Annotated in this window: 27 protein-coding genes; 12 read left to right on the top strand and 15 right to left on the bottom strand. The window is 66.4% G+C overall.

Going from position 1 to position 25,215, the window contains the following annotated elements:
* Positions 1-29: 29 nt before the first annotated feature.
* The 4 genes from msrB to JWN03_RS25420 form a co-directional block, all read right to left on the bottom strand.
* Positions 30-485 carry a peptide-methionine (R)-S-oxide reductase MsrB gene (gene msrB / locus JWN03_RS25435; RefSeq protein WP_297619992.1) on the bottom strand — a complete coding sequence of 152 codons (456 nt, stop codon included), beginning with the start codon at positions 483-485 and terminating at the stop codon, positions 30-32.
* 107 nt (positions 486-592) lie between these two features.
* On the bottom strand, positions 593-886 hold the full coding sequence (locus JWN03_RS25430) for a hypothetical protein (RefSeq protein ID WP_297619989.1): 294 nt from the start codon (positions 884-886) through the stop codon (positions 593-595).
* 86 nt (positions 887-972) lie between these two features.
* A complete protein-coding gene (locus JWN03_RS25425; protein WP_297619986.1) occupies positions 973-1,251 on the bottom strand; it encodes a hypothetical protein in 279 nt (92 codons plus the stop codon).
* An 87-nt stretch (positions 1,252-1,338) separates the two neighbouring features.
* Positions 1,339-2,802: an MDR family MFS transporter gene (locus tag JWN03_RS25420; RefSeq protein WP_297619983.1), complete on the bottom strand. Its 1,464-nt coding sequence runs from the start codon at positions 2,800-2,802 to the stop codon at positions 1,339-1,341.
* A gap of 86 nt (positions 2,803-2,888) precedes the next feature.
* On the opposite strand from JWN03_RS25420, the gene JWN03_RS25415 reads away from it, so the two are divergent.
* The 7 genes from JWN03_RS25415 to puuE all read left to right on the top strand — a co-directional run bounded on the left by JWN03_RS25415 (position 2,889) and on the right by puuE (position 8,453).
* Positions 2,889-3,323 carry a MarR family winged helix-turn-helix transcriptional regulator gene (locus JWN03_RS25415; protein WP_297619980.1) on the top strand — a complete coding sequence of 145 codons (435 nt, stop codon included), beginning with the start codon at positions 2,889-2,891 and terminating at the stop codon, positions 3,321-3,323.
* Between the two features lie 64 nt (positions 3,324-3,387).
* A complete protein-coding gene (locus JWN03_RS25410) occupies positions 3,388-4,122 on the top strand; it encodes a GntR family transcriptional regulator (RefSeq protein WP_297619977.1) in 735 nt (244 codons plus the stop codon).
* A gap of 88 nt (positions 4,123-4,210) precedes the next feature.
* A complete protein-coding gene (locus tag JWN03_RS25405) occupies positions 4,211-4,369 on the top strand; it encodes a hypothetical protein (RefSeq protein WP_297619974.1) in 159 nt (52 codons plus the stop codon).
* A gap of 5 nt (positions 4,370-4,374) precedes the next feature.
* Entirely contained in the window at positions 4,375-5,121 is a 747-nt protein-coding gene (locus JWN03_RS25400) for an aspartate/glutamate racemase family protein (protein WP_297619970.1), read from the top strand.
* Entirely contained in the window at positions 5,118-6,332 is a 1,215-nt protein-coding gene (locus tag JWN03_RS25395; RefSeq protein WP_297619967.1) for a DUF6986 family protein, read from the top strand. The genes JWN03_RS25400 and JWN03_RS25395 overlap by 4 nt, the downstream gene beginning before the upstream one ends.
* A 175-nt stretch (positions 6,333-6,507) precedes the next feature.
* Positions 6,508-7,539: an allantoicase gene (alc, locus tag JWN03_RS25390; protein WP_297619965.1), complete on the top strand. Its 1,032-nt coding sequence runs from the start codon at positions 6,508-6,510 to the stop codon at positions 7,537-7,539.
* Positions 7,536-8,453, top strand: coding sequence for an allantoinase PuuE (gene puuE, locus JWN03_RS25385; RefSeq protein WP_297619962.1), 918 nt, complete (start codon positions 7,536-7,538; stop codon positions 8,451-8,453). The genes alc and puuE overlap by 4 nt, the downstream gene beginning before the upstream one ends.
* 76 nt (positions 8,454-8,529) lie before the next feature.
* On the opposite strand, the gene JWN03_RS25380 is transcribed toward puuE, so the two are convergent.
* Positions 8,530-9,027: a hypothetical protein gene (locus JWN03_RS25380; RefSeq protein WP_297619959.1), complete on the bottom strand. Its 498-nt coding sequence runs from the start codon at positions 9,025-9,027 to the stop codon at positions 8,530-8,532.
* Complete coding sequence (gene dapB / locus JWN03_RS25375; RefSeq protein WP_441343056.1) at positions 9,024-9,779, bottom strand: 4-hydroxy-tetrahydrodipicolinate reductase; 756 nt, start codon at positions 9,777-9,779, stop codon at positions 9,024-9,026. Before dapB ends, JWN03_RS25380 begins: the two co-directional genes overlap by 4 nt.
* A gap of 181 nt (positions 9,780-9,960) precedes the next feature.
* Between dapB and JWN03_RS25370 the strand changes: the two genes are divergently transcribed.
* Positions 9,961-11,526, top strand: a complete 1,566-nt coding sequence (locus JWN03_RS25370) for an esterase-like activity of phytase family protein (RefSeq protein WP_297619956.1) — start codon at positions 9,961-9,963, stop codon at positions 11,524-11,526.
* Between the two features lie 91 nt (positions 11,527-11,617).
* On the opposite strand, the gene JWN03_RS25365 is transcribed toward JWN03_RS25370, so the two are convergent.
* Positions 11,618-12,733, bottom strand: a complete 1,116-nt coding sequence (locus JWN03_RS25365; protein WP_297619953.1) for an alcohol dehydrogenase catalytic domain-containing protein — start codon at positions 12,731-12,733, stop codon at positions 11,618-11,620.
* A gap of 99 nt (positions 12,734-12,832) precedes the next feature.
* Here JWN03_RS25365 and JWN03_RS25360 point away from each other — a divergent pair, with 99 nt between their 5' ends.
* The gene (locus JWN03_RS25360) at positions 12,833-13,489 is read left to right on the top strand and encodes a class I SAM-dependent methyltransferase (RefSeq protein WP_297619950.1); all 657 of its coding nucleotides are present in this window, start codon (positions 12,833-12,835) and stop codon (positions 13,487-13,489) included.
* A gap of 55 nt (positions 13,490-13,544) precedes the next feature.
* On the opposite strand, the gene JWN03_RS25355 is transcribed toward JWN03_RS25360, so the two are convergent.
* From JWN03_RS25355 to JWN03_RS25345, 3 genes are all read right to left on the bottom strand, one after another.
* Entirely contained in the window at positions 13,545-14,297 is a 753-nt protein-coding gene (locus JWN03_RS25355; protein ID WP_297619947.1) for a hypothetical protein, read from the bottom strand.
* 75 nt (positions 14,298-14,372) lie between these two features.
* The gene (locus JWN03_RS25350; RefSeq protein WP_297619944.1) at positions 14,373-15,788 is read right to left on the bottom strand and encodes a pentapeptide repeat-containing protein; all 1,416 of its coding nucleotides are present in this window, start codon (positions 15,786-15,788) and stop codon (positions 14,373-14,375) included.
* A gap of 138 nt (positions 15,789-15,926) precedes the next feature.
* Complete coding sequence (locus JWN03_RS25345) at positions 15,927-17,129, bottom strand: MFS transporter (RefSeq protein WP_297619941.1); 1,203 nt, start codon at positions 17,127-17,129, stop codon at positions 15,927-15,929.
* Between the two features lie 92 nt (positions 17,130-17,221).
* Between JWN03_RS25345 and JWN03_RS25340 the strand changes: the two genes are divergently transcribed.
* Positions 17,222-17,545, top strand: coding sequence for an ArsR/SmtB family transcription factor (locus JWN03_RS25340; protein WP_297619939.1), 324 nt, complete (start codon positions 17,222-17,224; stop codon positions 17,543-17,545).
* A 32-nt stretch (positions 17,546-17,577) separates the two neighbouring features.
* Positions 17,578-18,084 (top strand): GNAT family N-acetyltransferase, encoded by a 507-nt coding sequence (locus JWN03_RS25335; protein WP_297619937.1) that lies wholly within the window; start codon positions 17,578-17,580, stop codon positions 18,082-18,084.
* Between the two features lie 3 nt (positions 18,085-18,087).
* Here the strand turns inward: JWN03_RS25335 and JWN03_RS25330 are convergent, their stop codons facing one another.
* From JWN03_RS25330 to JWN03_RS25320, 3 genes are all read right to left on the bottom strand, one after another.
* A complete protein-coding gene (locus JWN03_RS25330; protein ID WP_297619935.1) occupies positions 18,088-18,852 on the bottom strand; it encodes a hypothetical protein in 765 nt (254 codons plus the stop codon).
* Positions 18,853-18,862: 10 nt separating this feature from the next.
* Positions 18,863-19,663 (bottom strand): hypothetical protein, encoded by an 801-nt coding sequence (locus tag JWN03_RS25325; protein WP_297619933.1) that lies wholly within the window; start codon positions 19,661-19,663, stop codon positions 18,863-18,865.
* Between the two features lie 179 nt (positions 19,664-19,842).
* Positions 19,843-21,282 carry a VWA domain-containing protein gene (locus JWN03_RS25320; protein WP_297619931.1) on the bottom strand — a complete coding sequence of 480 codons (1,440 nt, stop codon included), beginning with the start codon at positions 21,280-21,282 and terminating at the stop codon, positions 19,843-19,845.
* Between the two features lie 90 nt (positions 21,283-21,372).
* Here JWN03_RS25320 and JWN03_RS25315 point away from each other — a divergent pair, with 90 nt between their 5' ends.
* Positions 21,373-21,972 carry a TetR/AcrR family transcriptional regulator gene (locus JWN03_RS25315; protein WP_297619929.1) on the top strand — a complete coding sequence of 200 codons (600 nt, stop codon included), beginning with the start codon at positions 21,373-21,375 and terminating at the stop codon, positions 21,970-21,972.
* A 335-nt stretch (positions 21,973-22,307) separates the two neighbouring features.
* Here the strand turns inward: JWN03_RS25315 and JWN03_RS25310 are convergent, their stop codons facing one another.
* Both JWN03_RS25310 and JWN03_RS25305 read right to left on the bottom strand, forming a co-directional pair.
* The gene (locus JWN03_RS25310) at positions 22,308-23,672 is read right to left on the bottom strand and encodes a M16 family metallopeptidase (protein ID WP_297619926.1); all 1,365 of its coding nucleotides are present in this window, start codon (positions 23,670-23,672) and stop codon (positions 22,308-22,310) included.
* Between the two features lie 124 nt (positions 23,673-23,796).
* The coding region (locus tag JWN03_RS25305) for a polyribonucleotide nucleotidyltransferase (RefSeq protein ID WP_297619924.1) at positions 23,797-25,215 on the bottom strand (1,419 nt) is incomplete at its 5' end.

Genomic DNA, 25,215 nt, shown 5'->3' with positions numbered 1-25,215 from the left:
AGCTCACCTACGCCGGTCGCCGCAGTGGGTCAGTCCTGGTGCTCCGTGAAGAGCGCCTGGTACTGCCCGTACCCCTGCGCTTCGAGATCGTCGAGGTGGATGAACCGCAGCGCCGCCGAATTGATGCAGTACCGCAGACCACCCGCCGCACGGGGGCCGTCCTTGAACACATGGCCGAGATGGCTGTTACCGAGCGCCGAACGCGCCTCGGTGCGGACCATCAGATGACTGAGGTCACGCTTCTCGACCACAGTCTCGGCTTCGATCGGCTTGGTGAAACTCGGCCAGCCCGAACCACTGTCGAACTTGTCGACCGAGGCGAACAAGGGCTCGCCGGACACCACATCCACATAGATTCCCGGCTCGTGGTTGTCCCAGTACTCGCCGGTGAACGCGCGCTCGGTCCCGTTCTCCTGCGTCACGTGGAACTGCTCGGGTGAGAGCGCCGCGACCGCTGCGGGATTCCGGTTGTATTCCTGTGTCACATGACCTCCTCAGATGGGCATCCGGTACAACCGGACCCCTGCCCCGGAAGTTCCCGCCGCACCGCAGGCGTCACACTTCGGTCATCAATCGCGCGCGGCAGCCCTCGTCACGACATGACGCGGACGCTGCGGCCGTCGGAGCTGACCGTGCTTCCGTAGGGGGAAATGGTTTCCACGGGGCCCGTGCAGTCGGTGGTGGTGTAGACGTACGCGTAGGTGCTGGTGTCATTGTGAATCGCAAGTGGGGCAACAAGATCCCCATAGCAGCCGGCCGGATCCGGGTAGAGCCTGCCATCGATGATCAATTGCCCGCCATCGTCGGCCGCACTTACTCCGGTTATGCCCAGGGTCAATATTCCGGCCACGATGAGCACGGCCGGCAGTGCGACGAATCGTCGCATCAGCTTCTCCTTTTTCAGCGAAAAGCGGCTTACAACAATTCGAGCCCGGACCGGCCTCGCGCAGTTACCTCCGCTGTCCCTCCAGATTAGTCGGTCTCTCCGCTGGCCTCGCCGATAAGTTCGGCGAGCACATCGACGGCGTCCTGATTGCCGGTGGCGGCGAGCCGCCGCAGCTCGTCCATATCGTCGAATTCGATTGCCAACTGCACGAGTTGGTCGGCCGCGTCCTGATTGCCGGTGGCCGCCAGCCGCCGCAATTCCTCCATATCGCCGCGCTCACCGGCGAGTTCGACAAGCTGATCGACCGCGTCGGTATCACCGGCAGCCGCCCTACTGCGAAGGTTCATCAGTTCGGAATCAGTCATGCCGGCCAGAGTATCGGCGAGGGGTGACAGGTCACGAGCAACGACCCGCCAGGCGCCTGGTGCCCGGCGGGTCGCGGCGGTGGCTCGCTACCTGCGCTGGTGGCGGCGGAGCACCGTGGAGGCTGCCGACGCGACGAGCGAAAGCACCGCGATCGCCGCGAAGGCGAAGTGGTAGCCGGAGATCTGCTCCCATTCGGATGCCGTTGCGCGGGAAAGGATTACCGCGATCGCGGCCACGCCGACCGCACCGCCGACACGCTGCAGGATATTGACGAAGGCCGCGGCGTCGGGCAGCTGGTCGTGGCGGACGGCCGCATACGCCGCCGAGATCAGCGGTATGCCCGACAGGGCGGTGAAAACACCCGCCGCGAACAGGAGCACCTCCATCACCCAGGTATTGGCATCGACCGGGAGGAAGGCGAAGGGCAGCACGGTCAGCGCCACCCCGAGATTGCCGCCCACCGCGATGACACCGCCGCCGAAGCGGTCGGCCAGGCGACCGCCGAGCGGGAGGGTGACAACGCCGCCCGCACCGAAGGCGATCAGCAGTACACCGGTGCGAATCAGGCCGTCACCGTGCAGCACCTGGAAGTACAACGGCAGCAACACCATGACGCTGAACATGGACGCGCCCGCGAAGAAGCTCGCGACGTTCGCCGCCGCGAAGACCCGGTTCTTGAACATGCGAATGTCGAGCAGCGGACGGCTGCTGCTGATGGTGCGAGCGATGAATGCTGCGAGCGCGGCCAGGCCGAGCAACACCGGCAGCCACACCGACGGCGCGGTGAACGAGCCGTCGATGCCGATCTCCGACAGGCCGTACACCACGGCCGACACTCCCCCGCCGCCGAGAATCAGTCCGAGCAGGTCCAGGCGCTGCGTCGGTGCGCCGCCCTGCAGCGGCAGATACCGCAGCCCGAGCGCGATTCCGATCAGGCCCAGCGGGATATTGATGAGGAACAGCCACTGCCAGCTCCAATTCGCCAGCATCAGACCGCCGATGGTCGGGCCGATGGCGGGCGCACCCACCACGGCAATGCCGACGACACCCATGACCCGGCCCATGCGCTTCGGTCCGGCGGCCTGGCCGAGGATGGTCTGACCTGCCGGAATCATGACTCCGGCAGCGAGCCCCTGCAGAACGCGCAGTGCGATCAGCCATTCCGCCGATCCGGCCAGCGCGCAGGCCGCCGAGGTGAGGGTGAAGGCGAGCAGGGCGCCGATCCACAGTCGGCCGACGCCGACACGGCGCGCCAGCCAGCCGCAGACGGTGAGCGAAACACCAAGGGCGAGTAGGTATCCGCTGGCCACCCATTGAATCGTGGCGAGCGAGCTGTGCAGGTCCGCACCGATGGTGTGCAGGCCGATATTGATCAGCGAGGTGTCGAGCATGCCCATGACCGCGCCGAACACCACGACGCCGGCGGTGCGCCAGACATGCGTGGGGATCTTGTCGGAGGCTTCGGGGGCAGCGGGGTTGGGGGCAGCGCTGCCGAGTGCAGCGGGGTTGGGGGCATTGGGGGCACTGGCATCCGTGCGCGGCTGCGACATCGGACCCCTCCTTCAGTTGTGCTTGAGCTTCTCAATTGCGGAGCCTAACAATGATTGAGCTACTCAACAATAGATATAATCCACAGGTGACCGAAAACCGCGAGTATCACCCCCGGGGACTGCTGCGCTATCCCACGTACGCCTTCGGCAAGTTGCACAAGGCCATACACGCCGACCTGGATACGCCGCTGCGGGAGCACTGGGTGCTGACCTATCTCGAGGAGAGCGGCGACATCACACAGCAGGAAATGGCGAATGCGCTGGCCATCGACCGCAGCGAAGTGGTCCGGCTGATCGACAGCCTGGAGAAGGCGGGCCTGGTCACCCGCACCCGGGACGCGGACGACCGGCGCAAATACCGGCTGACCATCACCGCCTCGGGCCGCAAACTGCGCGAGGAGGTCGGCGCTCGCGTCGATGCGGCCACCGACGTGCTGCTCAGCCGCCTCACCCCGGCGGAACGCACCACGCTGCACCGGCTTTCGCTCAAGGCGCTGGGTTACGACATCGACGAACTCTGAGCCGCCGGACGCGGCGGCCGGTGATGCGGTCCCCGGCCGGGAGCCGGACGACTACCGTGGACTGGTGCCTTCCCGACCGCGACTACCTCGACTACCCCAGCTCACGCCTGCGCTCGACGCGCATCGCGGGTACTCGCAGCACGAAATTCTCGACGAGATGCGCAGGCTCATCCTCGAGGGGAATCTCCCGCCCGGGACCGGGATGCCGCTGGGGGAATTGGCCCGGCAGTTCGGGGTCAGCGCCATTCCGGTGCGGGAGTCGCTGCAGACCTTGATCGGCGAGGGACTCGTCGAGCACAAGACCAACTTCGGGTACCAGGTGACCCTGTTGACCGCGGCCGAGCTGCGTGAGCTGTATGTCGTGCGCGAGAGCCTGGAGGCCGCGGCACTGGCCGCCGCCGTGCACCAGGCCACCGCGGAAGATCACGCGCTCGCCGAGGAGACCCATGCCCGGCTGGAGCGGGCGGTGCTGACCGAGAATGCGGTGGCCTATCACCGGGAGACGCGCAACTTCCATCTCGCGCTGGTGCGGCCGTCCGGAATGCCGCGGGTGGTGCACATGCTCGAATACGCCTGGAATATCACCGAACCGGTGCAGCCGATGGTGCACGCCAGCACCATGGACCGGGTGGTGCTGCACGCCGATCACAGCAAGCAGCTCGCGGCCTTCCTGGCCCGCGATTCCGACGCGCTGCTGGCGGCCACAGGTGCGCATCACGCGCGGCTCAACGGAGTACTGTCGCGTCTGCCCACCGATACCGGACTTTTTGCGGATTCGGCCGGTCAGAAAGATATATAGTTTCAGCAACAACCGGGCAATACCCGCTCGATAGCATCGCGAACACCTTTGTTTCCGAAGGTCGGACCCATGAGATCGGATGTGCGACGTGCCTGACAAGAATCCGCAGCGCGGCAGCCGGCGGATGAATGGCACGATCGCAACGGCCGGCACACTCGCCGCCGTGTTCCCGGCGCCGGTCTCCGGCAAGATCACCGGTATGTACACCGCCGCGCGCCCATCCGGCCCCGTATTCGAAACTCGGTGAGACCCATGCGAATTCGAGTCATCAATCCCAATACCACTGCGGCCATGACCGATCTGGCCGCGGCCGCCGCACGGGCCGTGGTCGCACCCGGGACCCTGGTCGAGGGCATTACCCCGACCATGGGTCCGGCCTCGATCGAAAGCCATTACGACGAGGCGCTTTCCATTCCCGGCCTGCTCACCGAGATCGCTCGCGGTGAGGCCGAGGGCGTGGACGGCTATGTGATCTCCTGCTTCGGTGATCCCGGCCTGGATGCGGCGCGCGAGCTGGCGCGCGGGCCGGTGATCGGCATCGCGGAGGCCGCCATGCAGGTCGCGAGCCATCTCGGGCGCGGTTTCAGCGTGGTGACCACCCTGTCCCGTACCTCCGGCCGGGCCGCCGAGCTGGCCGAACGCTATGGCATGCAGCGGTTCTGCTTCGGCATCCACGCCTGCGAGATTCCGGTGCTGGAGCTGGAGGATCCCAAGGCCCGCACCGTGATCGTCGACGCCTGCCGCGAGGCCGTGCACGCGGACAATTCCGATGCGATCGTGCTGGGCTGCGCGGGCATGGCGGATCTGTGCGAATACCTGACCCGCGAGGTCGGGGTGCCGGTGATCGACGGTGTCGCCGCCGCCACGCTGACGGTGCAGTCGCTGGTCACCATGGGACTGCGCAAATCCGGGCGCGGGGAGTACGCGACTCCGCTGCCCAAGCACTACACCGGCCTGCTGGCCGAATTCTCCACCGATGCCGAGGAGGCGCGTTCGTGACCCTGCCCCCGTATGTACTGGGCGATATCGAAGGCCGTTTGCAGGCCGTCGATTCCGAGTTGGCACAGCGATACCCGGGCGATCGGGCAGGTCAGCCGATCCACACCGTCTATGTGAGCGCGGCCGATGCCACGCCCGAGCTCCCGCGCGAATGGGGTGCGACGGCAATCGAACTGGCCGGCAAGCACAGTGCGGTGCTGACCGAACTGGCCGGCGGCGAGGTGCTGTCGCGGGCACTGACCGCACTGCGCTGGCGGCCGATCCAGGATCTGCGACTGGATTTCGAGGACGGGTACGGCACCCGCGGCGATGCGGTGGAGGATCGCGACGCACTGCGCGCCGGCGCCGTACTCGCCGCACTGCCCGCCGAGGTGGTCTCGCGCGGTATTCGCATGAAGGGCCTCACCACCCTCGAATGGGCGCGCGCCGTGCGCACTCTGGAGAAGGTGCTCGAAGGTGCGGGCGGGGTGCCGACCGGATTCGTCTTCACCATTCCGAAGATTCGCTCGGCCGATCAGGCCGAGGCGGCCGTACTGCTGTGCGAGGCAATCGAATCCGCGCACGGGCTGCCCGATGGGTCGTTGAAGTTCGAGCTGCAGATCGAGAGCCCGCAGGCCGTGATCGCCGCCGACGGCACCGCGACGGTGGCCCAGGCCATTCACCGCTCGGCCGGGCGCTGCACCGGATTGCACTACGGGACATACGATTACAGCGCGGCCTGCGGTATCGCACCGCAGTTCCAGTCGCTGGAGCATCCGGTGGCCGATCACGCCAAGGCGGTCATGCAGGCCGCGGCCGCGCAGACCGGCGTCTGGGTGTGTGACGGCTCCACCCAGGTACTGCCCATGGGCACCGATGACGAAGTGCGCGCGGCCCTGGCCCGACACTACCGCCTGGTCACCCGCTCGCTGGAGCGCGGGTACTACCAGGGCTGGGATATGGGCGCGGGGCATCTGGCCACGCGCTGGCTGGCCACCTTCGCCTTCTACCGCACCGCGCTCCAAGTCGCTGCACCACGAATCGGCCGCTATCTGGAACGGCAGGGCGGCGCGGTGGTGGATGAACCAGCCACCGCGCAAGCCCTTGCCACTGTTGTACTGCGTGGCCTTGACTGCCACGCCTTCGAACCCGACGACGTCACTGAATTGGTTCCCGCCGCCACTATTGAGACCTTGCATCAACTGCGCGAAAGGAAAATGCCCTCGCTTTGACGTCACCCTTTCCTTGCGGATCAGGTTTCTGTATCACTGACGGCTGCCCGCCCGAATTGCTCCGTTGAGGTCTTACATCGTCTCCACAGACTGTCACCGGTTGCCCCGCGGCCGGTCCACACATTAGCACATCTGTTCGAGAAACTTCCCGATTTGAGGGAACCAAAGGAGTCTTATGAGCAGCGATTCGCCCGAGTTCACCATGCTGCCGGACTTAGCCGTCCGCTCCCTCGGCGGCGCGGTGATCTGGGCCAATGACGAATCCTTCGCGGAGAAGGAGAATCTCGTCCGGCCGGAGGATTCCACCTATCAGCCTGCGACCTTCGGTCACAAGGGCCAGGTATACGACGGGTGGGAGACTCGGCGGCGGCGCGACGAGGTCGGGGATGCCCCGGAGCCCGATGACTGCGATACCGCCATTGTGCGACTGGGTGTGCCCGGTGTGGTCGCGGGCGTCGTGGTCGACACCGCGTGGTTCAAGGGCAATTACCCGCCCGAGATTTCGGTGGAAGCCATTACGGTGGAGGGCTATCCGGCAGCCGAGGAGATCGCCGCGCTGGATGGCTGGACCACCATTGTCGAGCGCAGCGCGGTCGGCGGTGACAGCCGCAATCCCTTCGCGGTCGATTCGAAGCGCCGGTTCACCCATGTGCGCCTGCGCATGTTCCCGGACGGCGGTGTGGCCCGGCTGCGGGTGCACGGTGTGGCCAAACCTGATCTGCACTGGCTGGATTCGGGTCCGTTCGATCTGGCCGCGCTGGAAAACGGTGGCCTGGTGGCGGATTGCTCCAATCGCTTCTATTCGCATCCGCAGAATGTGCTGCTGCCCGGCCGGGCGCAGTCCATGGGCGGCGGCTGGGAGACCGCGCGCCGACGTGACAAGGACAATGACTGGGTGCAGGTGCGGCTGGCGGGCGAGGGCGTGCTCACCATGGCCGAGATCGACACCTCGTACTTCCTGTTCAACAGCCCGGGGGCGGCCGCGCTCACCGGTGTTCGCGCCGACGGCTCCGAGGTGGAGTTGTTGCCGCGCACCGTGATCCGGCCCGATACCCGGCACCGGTTCGCCATCGACTCGGACGCGGCGGTGGTCGAGGTGCGGCTGGACGCCTTCCCCGACGGCGGACTGGCGCGACTTCGCCTGTACGGCAACCTCACCGAGGCCGCACGGGCGCAGCTGGCGGCCGAGCAGGAGGACATCGCATGAGCGACTTCGATCCGAACTATCCGCGGGACATGGTCGGCTACGGCCCGAACCCGCCGCATCCGCAGTGGCCCGGCAATGCCAATATCGCCGTCAACTTCGTCCTCAATTACGAGGAGGGCGGCGAGAACAATGTCCTCGACGGCGACGAGGGCTCCGAGACGTTCCTGTCGGATATCGTTCCGGCACAGTCGTTCCCGAACAGGCACCTGTCTATGGAGAGCATCTACGAGTACGGCTCGCGTGCCGGACTCTGGCGGGTGCTGCGCATGTTCGAGCAGCGCGATATCCCGCTGACCATCTTCGGAGTGGCGCGGGCTCTGGAGCGCAATCCGGAAGCGGTCGCGGCCTTCCAGCGGCTCGGCCACGAGATCGCCTGTCACGGCCTGCGCTGGATCTCGTACCAGATGGCCGATCCGGAGATCGAACGCGAGCACATGAAGGAGGCGGTGAGCATCATCACCCGCCTCTTCGGTGCGCCTCCCCAGGGCTGGTACACCGGGCGCGACTCACCGCAGACCCGCGAACTGGTCGTCGAGCACGGCGGCTTCGCCTACGACTCCGATTCCTACGCCGACGATCTGCCGTACTGGGTCGAGGTGGGCAACCACGATCAGCTGGTCATCCCGTACACCCTCGAAACCAATGACATGCGCTTCTCCTCCCCCGCGGGCTTCGCCAACGGTGACGAGTTCTACGCCTACCTGCGCGACGCCTTCGACGTCCTCTACGCCGAAGGCGAAGCGGGCGCCCCGAAAATGCTGTCCGTCGGCCTGCACTGCCGCATCGCCGGAAAGCCCGCCCGCGCAAAGTCTCTGGAACGTTTCCTCGACTACGTGCAATCCCATGACAAGGTCTGGCTCACCCGCCGCATCGACATCGCTGACCACTGGCGCAAGGTGCATCCGGCACGCTGAGGCAGCACAAAGCTGAGTGGATAACAGAATGCGGCCCGGAACCTTGGTTCCGGGCCGCATTTCCATAGCCTCACCACTAGGACTGCTGCGTGGCGCGTTCCTCGCGTTCCAATTCCACTGCGCGGCGCATGATTTCGCGGGCGCGGGTGCGGTCGCCGGCGTAGTCGTAGGCGCGGGCGGCGCGGTAGTTGCTGCGCCAGTTGTCGGGGTCGGCTTCCCATTCCGTTTTGACCTGCTCGAAGAGCTGGTCTGCCGCTTCGCGTTCCAGGCGGCCGGAGGGGCGGTGCGGGAGGTCGGAGGTGTCTAGTTCGAGGCCCTCGGCGTGGATGCGGCGGGCCAGGTGCTGGTGGGCGAAGGCGGCGCGGACGCTGGAGGCGACCACCCAGACGCCCAGCAGCGGCAGCAGGAAGACGCCGACGCCGAGAATCGCGGCGGGGATGGAGCCCGAGGTGATGAGGCTGACCGCGATGCGGCCCAGCAGGATGAAGTAGAACCCGAGCACCAGCACCAGGGCCGCGATGAAAGCGACCCGCTTGCCGACCTCGCGCCCATTGTTCTCCGCGGTGGCGCTCACAGGTCCAGCAGCGGGTCGATGCCCACGGTCAGGCCGGGACGCAGCGGAGTCTTGCGCACACCGAGCAGCACACCGGGGACGAACGAGGTGCGGTCCATGGAGTCGTGGCGAATGGTGAGGGTCTCGCCCTGGGTGCCGAAGAGCACTTCCTGATGCGCGACCAGCCCGGCCAGGCGGACCGAGTGCACGCGCACCCCGTCGACGTCGGCGCCGCGCGCACCCTCGAGCTCATCGACGGTGGCATCGGGGCTGCGGCCGACACCGGCCTTCTCCCGGGCCGCCGCGATGATCCCCGCGGTGCGGTAGGCGGTGCCGGACGGCGCGTCCAGCTTGTTCGGGTGATGCAGTTCGATGACCTCGACGGAGTCGAACCAGCGGGCCGCCTGCTCGGCGAAGCGCATGGACAGCACCGCGCCGATGGCGAAGTTGGGGGCGATGAGAACGCCGACCTCGGGCTTGGCGGCGAGCCAGTCGCGGACCTGGCCGAGCCGGTCGGCATCGAATCCGGTGGTGCCGACAACGGCGTGAATACCGCTCTCCACCAGCCACTTCAGATTCGGCATGACCACGCCGGGGCTGGTGAAGTCGACAACGACCTCGGCAGCTGCGGCGGTGAAGGTCTCCAGGGCGTCGTCCTTGTCGACCTGGGCCACGAGCTCCAGATCGGCGGCCGCCTCGACACCCGCGCAGATCGCCTGCCCGACCTTGCCGCGCGCTCCGAGTACACCCACCCGGATCCGGTTCGTGGTCACCACGTCTCCTCACATACTTCGTCTGGACAACCCCAACGGGTCTCGCCTGAGCCTATCGGGTCCCTGAACAGCGCTGTGGAACCCCCGGGACGGTGACGAATCGGGACCGGCGAGCTACCGAATGGCAAACTGTTCAGGTTGTCGTCAACTCACCGTCGGATAGGCGCGGTATTGATCCCTGGTGAGAATTAGCCGCAATACCCCGAGCGCGCTCGTCGCTGTTGCCGTGTGCGCCGCTGCCCTCGCCGCCTGCTCGTCCTCCGGCCCCGGTGCGGACTTCACCGCGAGCAAGGACCAGCCGCTGGTGATCTCCCTGGACGATCTGCTGGCCAAGACCGGCGGCAGCGCGGCGGTGGCGATCGCGGATCCGCAGCACGGCGGCGTGAGCCGCCGCACCGACGGCGCCCTCGTCTACACCCCCGCCGCCGGGTACACCGGCGCCGACAGCATTACCGTCACCACCACCGATGCGGTGCGACTGTTCACCACCGATATTCCCCCGCTGGGCACGTTCGGCGGAGTCACGGTGCAGGCCAGCGGATTCGGTTCCGCGCTCGCGCCGGTGCCGGGCTCCAAGGACCAGTTCTACGGACTCACCGACCGCGGCCCGAATGTGGACGGCAAGGGTAAGAACGAGAAGCTCGCCGCCGTACCGGATTTCACCCCGTCCATCGCCAAGTTCAAGCTGGTCGGCGCGCGCGCCGTGGTGGAATCCACTATCGCGCTGAAGAATCCGGTGGGGCAGCCGTTCAACGGCCTGGTCGACACCGCGGCCTCCACCGGCGAGACCATTCGCGACCTCGAGGGCAATGCGCTGCCGCCCACCGACCACGGCATCGACAGCGAGGGCCTGGTGGCGCTGCCCGACGGCACCTTCTGGGTCTCCGACGAATACGGCCCGTTCCTGGTGCATTTCGATGCCAAGGGCAGTGAGCTGGAGCGGCTGGCTCCGGGTCGCGGTCTGCCCCAGGAGCTTTCGCTGCGCACGCCGAATCAGGGCATGGAGGGTCTCACCGTCACCCCGGACGGGAACACGCTGGTGGGCATCATTCAGAGCGGTCTCAGCGCGCCCGGCGTGACCTCCTCCCGCGAAGTGCCGATGACCCGCATCGTCACGGTGGATCTGAAGTCCCGGGCGGTCAAGGAGCTGGTCTACCCGCTGGAGGATCCGAAGGAGAAGCTCGCCGTCTCCGAGATCACCGCGCTGAGCAATACCACCTTCGTGGTCGACGAGCGCGACGGCAACAAGGCGCCCAAGGCGAACAAGAAGCTGTGGACCATCGATATCACCGGCGCCACCGATGTCGGTCCGCAGGCGAATGTGCCCGGCGCGCAATATGATTCGAAGAACGGCCTGCTGGTCGACGGTAAGCCGCTGGAGGCCTATGTCGGTACGGTTCCCACCGCCGACGGCGTGGCCGCGCTGAAGAAGGCGGGAATCACCCCGGTCACCAAGAAGTCCGATCTGGACTTCGGCGGACTGCTCGACGGACTGAACTCCGAGGGCAAGTTCTTCGGCCACGACAAGATCGAAGGCGTCGCCACGAACGACGGCGGCAAGACCCTCTACATCTCCGATGACAGCGATTTCGGACTCGAAGGTGCGACCGGCGACAAGGCGCCCTTCGGTCTGAAGGCCAAGATGCTGCCGAACGGTGTGCAGGATTCCGGCGAGATCCTGCTGGTCGATACCACCAAGCTGCCTGCGAAGACGCAGACCAAGACGATCAATCTGACCGTGCACTAGCAGACACAAGACTGCGCCCGCCACGGCAATCCGTGGCGGGCGCAGGCATTTCGGCGCAGTCATGTCGACCAGTGCCGGAACATGTTGTCCGTCAGTCGAAAACGATCACCTGCCGCAGGGCATGGCCCGCGGCGAGTTCGTCCATACCCGCATTGATGTCCTCCAGGCGAATACGTGACGAGACCAGGCGCTCGACCGGCAGCTTGCCCTCACGCCACATGCGGACGTACTCCGGAATATCGCGGGACGGGACCGCCGAGCCCAGGTAACTGCCGATAATGGTGCGGCCCTGGGCAACCAGGGCGAGCGGCGAGATGCTCGCCATCGCATCCGGCGCGGGCAGGCCCACGGTGATGGTCTTACCGCCGGTGGCGGTGGCGGCGACCGCGGTTTCGAAGGCCCGCACATTACCGGCGGCCTCGATGACCACTTCGGCCTGAATGTGCTGTTCGGCGATCTCCTGTGGCGTATACGACGCCGTCGCACCGAGTTCCAGGGCGATCTTCAGTTTCTCCGGCACCGTATCGACGGCGATCACATCGCGGCCGGTGCCTTCCCGCAGCGCGGCCGCGACGAGCACCGCTGCCATACCGACGCCGCCCAACCCGACCACCATGATGCGATCCGCCGGTGTCGGTTGCGCCGAATTCAGCAGCGCCCCACCGCCGGTCAGCACCGCGCAGCCGAGCACGGCCGCAACGTCCGGCGGCACATCGTCGTCCACGGGCACCACCGAATGCCGGTCCACCACGGCATGGGTGGCGAAGGCCGAGACGCCGAGGTGGTGATGCACGGGCTCACCGTCGCGCAGCAGCCGCCGGCCGCCGTTCATGAGTTCGCCCGTGTTGTTGGCCATACTGCCGGGCAAGCACGGGGTGCGGCCCTCGGTGGCGCAGCCGGAGCATTCACCGCAGCGCGGCAGGAAGGTCATGACGACCCGCTGCCCGACGGCGATATCGCTCTCGCCCGGACCCACGGCCTCGACCCGGCCGGCGGCCTCGTGCCCGAGCAGCATGGGCACCGGCCGCACCCGATTTCCGTCGACCACCGACAGATCCGAGTGGCACAATCCGGCCGCCTCGATCCGTATCAGCAGCTCACCGGGGCCGGGTTCACCCAGGTCGAGCTCGCTCACCGTAATCGGTTTCGACTCTGCAAAGGGCGCGGACGCCCCGATTCGTTCCAGGACAGCTCCACGAATCCTCATGGGCCCGACGCTACTCCACCGCACCGCCCGCCTACAGCTCGCCAAACCTTCCCAGACAGTTCGAAATCTGCTTCGATGAGTACAAGATTAGGAGCACACATGAACAGCACTTCCCTCACCACGGGCAACCGCGCCCTCAATCGGGTGGTGACCGGGTTCTTCGGCAATGTCGCCCGCGCCTACGACACCGCGGCACTGCAGCAGGCGGTCTATCGCCCGCCGCAGGACCAGGTGGTCGCCGAACTGCGGGCCGCCGGTTCCCGCCGGATCGCCGATATCGGTTGCGGCACCGGCATTCTCACCTCTCGCATCGCTCGCGAACTGCATCCGGAGGTGACGTACGGCGTGGACGCCTCCACCGGCATGCTGGAGCAGGCCCGCGCCCGGTCCGCCGTGGTGCACTGGCGGCATGCCGCCGCCGAACATCTCCCGCTCGGCGACGGTGAATTGGATGCGGTGGTCTCCACCAGCGCTTTCCACTTCTTCGACCATCCGGTCGCGCTGCGCGAATTCCATCGGGTGCTGGTTCCCGGCGGCCTGGTGGCCATTGCCACCATGCACCCGTCGGCGCCCACGGCTCGCCCGATCCAGCGCCTCACCCGCAGTCCCCTGTTCCCCGCGCACGCGCCGTCCCCTCAGGAAGTCCAGAAGCTGCTGAAGGATGCCGGCTTCGAACTGCAGGACCAGCGCAAGGTCTCGCGTCCGCTGCCGTCCTGGCTCATTCCGGACGTCATCACCATCGCCCGCCGGGTGTAATCCGGCGTCCAGGTCCCGGTGCGAGCAGCTCCGGTCCGCGCCGGGGACCTGCACGTCACTTACCGGGGTTGTCCCCGCCGCGGAAGCAGACGGTCATGCGGCGTTTGTCCCAGACCACCCATACCGCGCCCTGGCCGTCCCGCGGGCAGCCCGCGCCGCTGGTGGAGTTCTCCAGCACCGCCGTGGCCTGCACAATGTGATCGCCCGGTGTACCGCAATCGACCTTGGACGGTTCGTCCATATGCGCTGTGTCGTAACAGACTCCGACGCGCCAGTCGAAGGCCAGGCAGAGGTGGTAGAGCTGCTTTCCGGCGTGATCCTTGCGGCTGGTCTCCAGTTTGAACAGCGGTCCGGTGCAGGGGTCGGGGCCGGTCTGCAGGACCCGGTAGTTCGCGTCGAGGGAACTGCAGTCGGCGGGATCGGGCGACCCGGGCTTCCAGGTCGGGGCGCCGGAGGGATCGGTCGCGGCCTCCATCGGAACCTCGACGCAATCACCCGGGCGCAGCAGCGACATCGGGTCCGGGGCAGCGGGTTTAGCGCTGGTCGTGGTGGTCATCGAGCCCGCCGGAATCAGGCCGGGCGCGGTCGGAATCGCGCTACCCGCGACGGTGTCCCCCATCAGTACCGCCACGCCGGGCTGCACGCCCGCCGCCAGGGCCAGCCAGCCGGAAATCCCCAGTGCGAGGGTCACCAGCACCAGTGCGCGCCTGCCCCTGATGACCAGAAATCCCACGATCGCGGCCGAGAACAACAGTGCCACTGCCACTTCGACGACGACCCATTGAACGCCCAGCGTCCCCACTACCATCCCCTACTCGTTACCGCTGCAAGCTATCGCACGGGACGATACGAGGGCAATCCGACAAATCGGTGAACGGTCGCGCTAGGTGGTGCGCTCCGGCAGATTCTCCGCCGGGACCGGCGGCCACTGCTCGGGCAGAATATTGGCGGGTTTGGTGTCGGGCGTCTCGTTCCAGTCGAAGTTCACGCCGACCCAGGCCTTGGGGCGTTCGAAGCTGATTTCCCTGGCGTCGAAGACCGCGCGCCGGAAGGAGATCTCACCGAAGAAGTCACCGCCGACAAAGACAGCCGACCGGCCGCCGAATACCGCATCGGCGAAGGACACCTTGCCGTGGTACTCGGCGCGGGAGAAGTTCACCTCCTGGGTGCGGCCGGACCGCCAGCGGGTATTGCCGCCGAGGTGGGCACAGTCGAAGGAAGTGGCGTCGGAATAGAAACGGGCCGAGGTGAAAACCAGTCTGGACCCGAAGAATTCGGCGCCGGTGAAGGTCACCCGATCGCCGTCGAAGATGGCGCGTTCGAAGGAGGTCAGCTCGGCGGTGAACTTGGCATTGGCGAAACCGCTGCGCTCACCCGCGAATTTGGCGCGAGTGAACGCGGTGCGCGCACCGCCGAATTCCGCGCCGTCGAAGCTGACCGGACCACCGAAGGTGGCATCGATGAAAGTGGTTCCCGCACTGTCCCGTTCGCTGCGGGCAACGCGCGCATGGCTGAAGCGGGCGTGATCGAAGGAGGTGGTGGCGCCCCGGAACATGGCCCCGCGGAAGGTGACCCGCTTCCCGAGGAAGGCCGTCTTCTCGAAGCTGGTGGCGCGGCCGCCGGTGAACATGGCATTGCTGAAACGGGTATTGCGACCGGCGAACACGGTGTAGCGGAAGTCGGCATTCTCGAATGCGGCATCGGAGAAGTCGAAATCGCAGGCGGACCAGGATACTTCGGCGGAGGACCGCAGATGTTCGGTAATGACCCGCACGATGGTTTCGCGTACCTGCCGATCGTTCTGCCGGTAGTGATACACCCGCTCGACCGCGGTTCCGGCATCTTCGATGCGCTGGGATTTGGAGACCAGATGGCTGGCGCCCTCATCCGGCGCATACGGCAGTCGCAGATATCCGCAGAGCACATCGACGCACTGCTGCCGCCGCCCGCGCGCGGAGAATTCGTCCGCGACACCGGCCATGGCATACACACCGGCAAGGCGCACCGCCACATCGGGATTGCCCAATTGGGTCGCCGCGGCGCCGAATACCTCGGCGAACCTGCCGCGCTCATTGTCCCGCTGCCGCCGATAGGCGACCACCAGCGCCACCGCACCGCCCACGCCCGCCGTCACCGAGAGCGCGATCTTGGTGAGGTCCACTTGATTCGGCGTCTCCGCCTTGGCGCCCAGCAGCTCCCACATCACCCACCAGGTGAGCGCCGCAATGGCCAGTCCACCGAGGACCGCGATCACCACCGATAGCAAGAGGGCCGACCGATGTACCGCCCGGTTCAACATTCCCTCGAACCTCCCCCACCACCGCATAGCGGAAGGATAGCGATCGCGCCCGCGCAACGCACGGCAAGCCCGAAACACCATGGCCCGCCCGGCTTCTCACCGGACGGACCATGAGGGTGTGCTTCGGGTCGTGCGTGCTCAGGCCGCCTGCCGCCGCATACCCAGCCCCGCTGCCGTCAGGCAGGCCAGCGCCACCGCGACAACGAACCATGGGAAGACGGTGGTCAGGCCCCAGGTGGTCGCCGCCCAGCCCGCGACCACGGTCGGCACCGCCATGGCCGAGTAGGCGAGCAGGTAGTAGGCCGACATGGTCTCGCCCCGCTTGTGGTGCGGCACAACACTGGACAGATGCCGCAGCGAACCGCCGAAGCCGAGCCCGAAGGTGCCGCCCAGCAGGAATCCGGCCGCCAGCACCAGCACCCAGTTGTGGGTGTTCAGTGCCGGAATGGTCAGCACCAGCGCAATCGCCATGCCGACATCACCAATGATCGCGGCGCGACGTGCGGGAATTCCACCCGCGAAGTACTGCGCTCCGGCGCCGGCGAGGGCCGTCGAGGCCACCACCGCACCACCGAAGACCAGATTGTGAATGCCGGTCTTGGCCGAAGCCAGTGAGGGATACAGCGACAGCAGCACGCCGAGCACCGACCAGGCCGCCATCACACCGAGCGCGGAGAACCAGAAGTCACTGCGAATCTCCGCGGGCACCGACGGCTTGGCAATGGTGATGCGTCCCGCGGTACGGGCGGTGTGCGGCTCCCGCAAGGCGAGCACACCCGCGCCGATAGCCAAGCAGGCCAGCGTGATCACCACGTACGGCGTGCGCAGCGGATACGGTGCGTACTGCGCGAGCAGCGCCGAACCCAGAATCGCCACTGCCATGCCGACATTGAAGGCCACCCCGGTCAGCTGTCCGGAGCGCGCGCCCGCGGTGGGTCGCATATCCAGCAGCGCCGCCGCGCCGGCCACCACGGTCGCGCCGACCGCCAGGCCGTGCAGCGCCCGCGCCACCAGCAGCATGGCCACATTGTCGGCGAACAGGAACACCACCAGGCCGAGAATCATGAGGGTGAAAGCGCCCAGCAGCACCGGCTTCCGGCCCACCACATCGGAGATGCGGCCGGAGACGAGCACCGCGACCAGGGCGGCGACGGCATAGACGGCGAAAACGAAAGTCGTAGTGAGCGGCGAGAAGTGCCACGCCTGCTGATACATGCCGTAGAGCGGCGCGGGCGCACCCGATACTCCGAGCGCTACGCCGCCGGCGGCAAGTACGAGCGCGTAGGCCCAGGTCTGGCTGCCCTGCTCCACCGGAGCCGCAACCGTCGCTGTCGCTGCCATCACACCCTCCATCAGGTAAGTTCGATTACTATCGAACCTGACCATACGCCTGGTTCGATGATCGTCAAACCAGTTCCCGAGTGAGGTATTTCATGCCCGACACTTTCGACACGCCCGCGGTGGCCCCGATCGCACCGCTGCCGACCGTCCTCGTCGCGCTGCAGGACCCGGTCCGCCTCGAAATGGTGCGCCGGCTGGGCAATGCGAACGAGCCACTGCGCTGCACCGCGCTCTACGACGCGATCAGCAAATCGACGGCCGCCTACCACTTCAAAATCCTGCGCCTGGCCGGTCTCACCGAACGCCTCACCATCGAGGGCCAGACCTGTCAGCGACTGCGCCTGGCAGAGGTCGACGCGGAACTGCCCGGACTATTGGATGCGATCCTGAGCGCGGCGAACCGGCTGTCCGACTGACCTCGGGCGACATGGTGCGATAGCGTTTACGAATGCGCATTCGTGCCGCGACGATCGACGATCTCCATATCCTGCAGGACATCGAGGACGCGACCGGCGAACCATTCCGGGAATTGGGCATGATCGAGGTCGCCGATGACGACCCACCCGCGATCGAGGTACTCGAAGAGCATCGGCGCGATGGGCGTGCGTGGGTCGCCGTCGACGACACCGACACTCCGATCGCCTATCTCATCAGCGAAGAAGTCGACGATACCGAGCACATCGGCCAGGTCTCCGTGCATCCGGACGCCGCCCGCCGGCGCATCGGCGCCATGCTCATCGACACCGCCGCCGACCATGCCCGCGCCGCCGGCCTCTCCGCCCTGACCCTCACCACTTTCACCGAAGTCCCTTGGAACGCACCGTATTACGCGCGCATTGGCTTCCACGAGGTCGAGGAGAACGAGCTGACCCCCGGCCTCCGCAAAATCCGCGCCAACGAAGCCGAACTCGGCCTCGATCGCTGGCCGCGGATTGTGATGCGCCGCGAGCTGTAGCCGTCAGAACGGGCGCGGGTCACCTATGCGATAGGTGATCCGGTTCTTGCATTGGTTCGTCAGCCTGGTGTTTCCGTAGTAGCGCGCCTGCGATTGCACGATCACCGGCACCCACGAGAAGGAGAATTCCGCCAGATCGGCGTCGAATTCGATCTGGACTTGATAGGGCGAGTGGAACCGCAGCGGGTTCGAGTGCGGGTTGGAGGTCCACAGGGTGCCGAAGTCGAAGAGCCCGGACCCGTGGAAGTAGTACCAGTCTCCATCCAGACCGGGAGCGACCGCACCGCCGTGCTGGTGGTCGGTCTTCCAGTGGTACTTGCGCTGCCAGTGGTGCCAGGATTCGTGCACCAGGACCGAGGCACGGTTCGATGGATCGTCGGATGGCCCACCGAGGTCGAACACCGGGCATTTGTAGTTGGTTCGGTCACGCGTGGCGAAAAGACCGGTCTCCGAAGTGGCTTCGTGGTCACTGCTATTGCGGAAGCGGAGATAGAACGGCCCATGATACTGATTGTCGATGGCCCGGGCCGCGGCCAGATAGTCCGCGCGCGCATGCCACTGCGGCAGGTACACATCACGTAGCGCGTAGGCGAGCAGGTAGATCGCGTGGATCATCTTGCCGTACGGCTTACTTCCGTTCCAGCGCTCGGTGCCGCCGGCGGGATCCCAGGAATCGTCGGTGATCGCGAACGCGTCGTGTGCCCAGGAATAGAACTCCGGCCATTGACTGGGTGCCGGAATCAACCGGTCCACCGCCAGGTCGGCCATGCCCATACCGTCAACGCACATCACTGTGCTCCGATCCGCTGGTGGCCGATCCGTCGTCGACGTCCGGAAGGTCTGGGTCGGTGCCGAATTCGCTCAGCTGCCGGGTGACTGCGGCGTCGAATTCCGCGACGTCGAATTCCCCGTTCCGGTTCGCCGCCCGCCGCGGTAATCCGACCGCCCACCGATCCCCAACCTGGACGATTCCCCGCAAGGTATCCAATGTCGCCGGATCGTCCCCGGCGGCAAATGCGCAGGCATCGATGGTCGCCACCCGCACCTGTGTGGACGGATGCTCGTTCAGGATCAACTGGATTCCCTGCATATAGGAACCCTTCGTCACCCACACCAGCATCTCGGCCGCTCGCGCCTGCAGCGCCCCCAACGGCTCGAAAACACATGCGGATCCTGACGAATCCTGGTGCGTATCAGGCGGATTCACCTGCGCCTCATCGAGCCAGACGAATCGCTCCAACGGCTCCACCGAGGATCCGTGTCGCAGCTCCCCGATGAGCGACATCACGATTCCCTGGCGGCCGACATCGTGCACCGGCACCTCCAGCAAGGCCGTGTTCAGCAAATCCGCGACCTGCTCCCGCCCCTGGAACGCCGCGACCGTGTCCACGATCAATTGCCGATCCGACGACGGCGTCAATGCCACCGCAAGGATCAAGCGCTCCAATTCATCCCGGTTCTGCGGCGGCGGCAAGGGCAGCGTCGGCGAATCGACATCCCCTCCGTGCCGAGTCGCACCCCCCGCCTCGCGAAATCGCTGCTCCGGAATATCGGATAAAGGCCCGTCCGATGAGGACATGGCAGGCTCCCTTCAAGCCACCGCGGCCACCGGCCGCCGTACCTCTCAGAGTCCTCGCACACACCCCGCCCCACACGAGTAGTCCACCACCCGAGTCCCGGACCGGCTGGCAAGATCACCAGGAACTCACGGCGCCGAAGTACGAGTACCGCCCGCCCTCAGTTCCTGATCAACTCGGGTCAGCGGAGGATGCCTGCTCGGGTGGCTTCGTTGATCCAGGCGGGGAATTCCGAGAGCAGGCGGTCGTAGAGTTCGGGGTCGGAGATCTGGTCTATGTCGTCTACGGCGAAGAAGCCGACATTGTCTACGCGGCGGCCCGCCATGGTGTCGAGGCGTTCCAGGACGCCGTAGCCGGAGCGGGTGCCCAGGCCGACGAACTGCCAGAAGATGGGTTCCTCCACGGCGGCGCGGAGTTCCTGTTCGATCTCGTTGTTCTTGTAGACACCGCCGTCGGAGAAGAAGAGCACGAGGGTGGGGGCGGGCAGCGGTTCGGAGCGGATGTAGGAGCGGACCTCGGCGATGACCTTCTGTTCCTCGTTCTGGATGCCCACGGTGCGCATGTCGACCTGGCCGGGCTGCAGGTCGCGGGGCGGTTTGCGATTGCCGAACAGCGAGAGCTTGCCGCACCGGACGTGCAGTGAAATCCATTGCGGCATATCGGCAATGGCCAGATCTGGCAGGCGGGCCGGAGTGCTGGCGAAGGTCCAGGCCTGCATATCGCCATTGTCGTCCAGCTGCGCGGCGACCGCGGCCATGCGCTCCACCACGCGATGCACCAGTTGCTTGTCGTAGAGCGGGGTCATGGAGCCGGACGCGTCCAGCACCAGCACGACACGTGCTGTGAGGCCGGAGATTCCGCGCTTGGCGAGACTGACGGCGACCTGTTCCTTGCGCAGCGACAGACGCTTACGCATATCGACGGGCAGGTGCTCTTCACCCTTGGTCAACCGGATACCGGGCGGCGCGGCAGCGGCCAGGACGGGTCCGCCGGGCGCTGGGACAGGCCCGGCAGGCGGCGGGAGATACCCGGCCGATGGGGTGGGCGCGGCCTTCGGCGGCAGGTGAGGTGCAGGTGCAGGTGCAGGTGCAACAGCCTGCGCGGGTTCCTTCTCGACCGTGATACCGAAATCCGTTGCCAGCCCGGCTAATCCACTGGACCAGCCCTGCCCGACCGCCCGGAATTTCCAGGCCCCGCCGCGCCGATACAGTTCGCCGCACCACATGGCCGTCTCCGGGCCCGCCGCAATATCGAAGTGCGCTATCTCGGCATCGCTCGCGGCATCGATCAGGCGCAGCTGCAATCCGGGCACCTGCCCGAAGCTCCCGCCATCGGCGGACGCACAGACCGCGATGCGTTCGATATCCCCCTCGACCGCAGCCAGATTCACCTCCAGGGCGTCGAAGTCGCCGCGTTTGCCGAGATGCCGCACGGCCGCACCGGGGTGCTGCGGCTGGTTGTAGAAGACGAAATCCACATCCGACCGCACCCGCCCCGCCGCGGTCAGCAATAGCGCCGACGCGTCCACCCCGGGCACCCCCGGCCCACCGGACCAGGCGAGCACGGCACGAACAGCATTGGCAGAGACCGGCACATTGGACCCTTTGCTGAGATTCGTCACGCGCACCAGTGTGCCCGCATCGCAGCAATCGCAACACCGAGCAGCAGATTGCGCATAGGCGCAGCGATCTCGCGCGCGTAGGCTTCGGACATGACAATCGCCGACAATTCGGTTGTCAGCATTCGTGATCGGATCGTGGGCCTGGCCTACGACGTGGTCACCCGCCAAGGCGTGCGGGCTCTCGACGTCCATGCCATCGCGGCCGGTGCCGGAATCACGTACCTCGAACTGCAGCAGCACTTTCCCACCACCATCGACCTGGTCACGGCGGTATTGCAGCGCCGGGAACGACTCTGGACGTTCGGGCTCATCGAGGAACAATCGCGGCTCCGGGGCAGCACACCGGAGCAGCAGCTGCTGGCGATGTTCGATGTCTTCGACGAATGGATTGCCACCGAAGATTTCGACGCCTGCACCTTCATCAGCGTGCTGCTCGAAATGGGCGCGGATCACCCGCTGGGCCGCGCGGGTATCGAACACCTGCAACGCATTCGCGACCTGGTCCGCCACCGCGCCGAACGCGCGGGCCTGTCCGATGTCGACGATTTCGCCCGCTGCTGGCACATTCTCATGAAGGGTGCGGTCATCGCCGCCGCCGAGGGCGATCTACTGGCCGCGCGCCGCGCGAAGAAAATGGCCCGCACCCTCCTCGAAGCGCACCGCCCGACCCCCGACAGCCATCCCGACTGAACCGGCAACCCGGCCTCCCCGCGCCACCGGCCCCAACAGCCCGTCGGCTCGAGTCGACGGCACAGCGGTTCGCCAGCGCCACAGCCCTTATCCAAGTCGCACAGCACTCACTCGAACTGCGCGGCACCAACACGAGCTGTGTGGCCCGGAGAAGAGCACGGCCCGCCGACGGCACAGCACATAGCCAAGTCGCACAACACCCACACGAACTGCGCGGCACCAACACGAGCTGTGTGGCCCGGAGAAGAGCACGGCCCGCCGACGGCACAGCACATAGCCAAGTCGCACAGCAATTAGACGAGCTGTGGGGCTTGGAGATGGGCTGTGGGGCAGGGTCAGTCGACGAGGCGGCGGACTACGGCGGGGAGGTCGCGGGTGCGGCGGTAGGGGCCCGCTACCGATGCGCCGATGGGGCGCGAAAGGAGTTTGGCCGCGATGCGGGAGACCTCGTCGGTGGTGACTTCGTCTATGCGAGCGAGGGTTTCGGAGACACTGCGGTGATTGCCGTAGCTGAGTTCGCTGCGGCCGATGCGGTTCATGCGGGAGCCGGAATCCTCCAGGCCCAGCACCAGACCGCCGCGCAGCGAGCCCTTGGCACGGGCGCACTCGGCATCGGTAATGCCATCCGCCGCAACCTCTTCCAACACGCCGCGCGCGAGACTCGCGACCTGGCCGAGGTTTTCGGGCTGGCAGCCGATGTACACCGAGAAGGCACCGGTATCGGCGAAGGTGTCGACGCTGGAGTACACCGAGTACGCCAGGCCGCGCTCCTCCCGAATCCGCTGGAACAGACGGGAACTCAGGCCACCACCGAGCACGGTATTGAGAATCGAGAGCGGCCAGCGCTTATCGCCCTCATGCCGGCCGAAGGCGCGGGTACCGAAGACCAGGTGCGCCTGCTCGCTGTCACGGTGGATGCGAATCAGCTCGGGGCTGGTGCGCGGGCGGAATTTGCCTTCGCGGCGCGGTGCGGGTTCGCGGACCGGATCGAGCCGGCCTGCGAAAGCGCGATGCACCAGTTCAACGGTGTGCTCATGCTCGATATTGCCGGCCACCGCCACCACCATCTGGTCGGGCCGGTAACGCCGCTGATGGAAACCGCGCAGCTGCGCGGCCTGCATACCCTCGATGCTCTCGATACTGCCGATCACCGGACGGCCGATGGGATGGTCACCGAAGAGCGCGGTCAGGAAGGCGTCGCCGACCATATCCTCGGGATCGTCGTCGCGCATGCAGATCTCTTCGAGCACCACCTGCCGCTCGACGGCGACATCCTCGGCGCGACACAGGCCGTTGAGCACCACATCGGATACCAGATCCACTGCCATGGGCAGATCCTCGTCGATGACGTGCGCGTAGTAGCAGGTCTGTTCCTTGGCGGTGAACGCATTCAGTTCGCCGCCGACAGCATCCATGGCCTGGGCGATATCCAGCGCCGAGCGGGTGGGTGTGGCCTTGAAGAGCAGATGCTCGAGGAAATGCGCGGCCCCGGCGACCGTCGAGCCTTCATCGCGCGAGCCGACGCCGACCCATACGCCGATGGAGGCGCTGCGCACACCGGGCACATGCTCGGTGACAATTCGTAGCCCGCCGGGCAGCACGGTTTTGCGCACACCGGTGTCGGCGTACACCGCTTCGGACGTGGAGAGAACCAGTGCAGAACTCTTACCCGACAGTGGAGTGTCCTTCTTCCGACCCATGCTTCCCAACCCGCGTCTCGAACTCACTGAGTGTCTACGAACTATGTTCCTGCAGAAGCCGGTGGCCCCTCGCTCCATTATCCGGAGCAAGGGGCCACCGCACTTTACGTCAGAGCTACGACAATCACTCGGCCGCTACGGTTTCGGCAACGGGGGCTTCCGCGTTCTCAGCGGAATCCTCGTCGACCGGAACCAGCGAGATCTTGCCGCGGTTGTCGATATCGGCGATCTCGACGCGGATCTTGTCGCCGACGTTGACCACGTCCTCGACCTTCGCGACCCGCTTGCCGTTGCCCAGCTTCGAGATGTGGACCAGGCCGTCACGGCCCGGCAGCAGCGAGACGAACGCGCCGAAGGCGGTGGTCTTGACGACCGTGCCCAGGAAGCGCTCGCCGACCTTCGGCAGCTGCGGGTTCGCGATGGCATTGATCAGATCGATCGCTGCCTGCGCCGCAGGGCCGTTGGTCGCACCGACGTAGACGGTGCCGTCATCTTCGATCGAGATGTTGGCGCCGGTTTCCTCGGTGATCTGGTTGATGACCTTGCCCTTGGGCCCGATCACCTCGCCGATCTTGTCGACCGGGATCTTGATGGCGGTGACGCGAGGCGCGTACGGGCTCATGTCGTCCGGGGTGTTGATGGCCTCGGCCATGACATCCAGGATGGTCATGCGGGCGTCGCGCGCCTGGTTCAGCGCACCGGCCAGCACCTGCGACGGAATGCCGTCGAGCTTGGTGTCCAGCTGCAGCGCGGTGACGAACTCCGGGGTACCGGCGACCTTGAAGTCCATATCGCCGAAGGCATCCTCGGCGCCCAGGATGTCGGTCAGCGCGACGTAGCGGACCTCGTCCTCACCCTTGGCGTTCTTGATGGTGTCGGACACCAGGCCCATGGCGATACCGGCGACGGGGGCCTTGAGCGGCACACCGGCGTTCAGCAGCGACAGGGTCGAGGCGCAGACCGAGCCCATCGAGGTGGAACCGTTGGAGGACAACGCTTCCGACACCTGACGAATGGCGTACGGGAACTCTTCCTGCGACGGCAGCACCGGCATCAGAGCGCGCTCGGCAAGGGCGCCGTGGCCGATCTCGCGACGCTTCGGCGAACCGACGCGGCCGGTCTCACCGGTGGAGTACGGCGGGAAGTTGTAGTGGTGCATGTAGCGCTTGGAGGTCTCCGGCCCGAGGGAGTCGACCTGCTGCGCCATCTTCACCATGTCGAGGGTGGTGACACCCAGGATCTGGGTCTCGCCGCGCTCGAACAGCGCCGAGCCGTGGGCGCGCGGGACAACCGCGACCTCGGCCGAGAGGGCGCGGATATCGGCCAGACCGCGACCGTCGATACGGAAGCTGTCGGTCAGAATGCGCTGGCGCACAAGCTTCTTGGTGACCGAGCGGAATGCCGCGCCGATCTCCTTCTCGCGGCCGACGAAGTCCTCGGCCAGCGCCGAGAGCACGTCGAGCTTGATCTCGTCGATCTTCTCTTCGCGCTCCTGCTTGGCGGCGATGGACATCGCGTTGTTCAGCGGAACCTTCGCGGTGCC

The sequence above is a fragment of the Nocardia sp. genome, from assembly GCF_025465275.1.
Taxonomy (GTDB): Bacteria; Actinomycetota; Actinomycetes; order Mycobacteriales; family Mycobacteriaceae; genus Nocardia.
The sequence above is the reverse complement of the archived record's forward strand: the minus strand, read 5'-3'. Positions and strand labels throughout refer to the sequence as shown.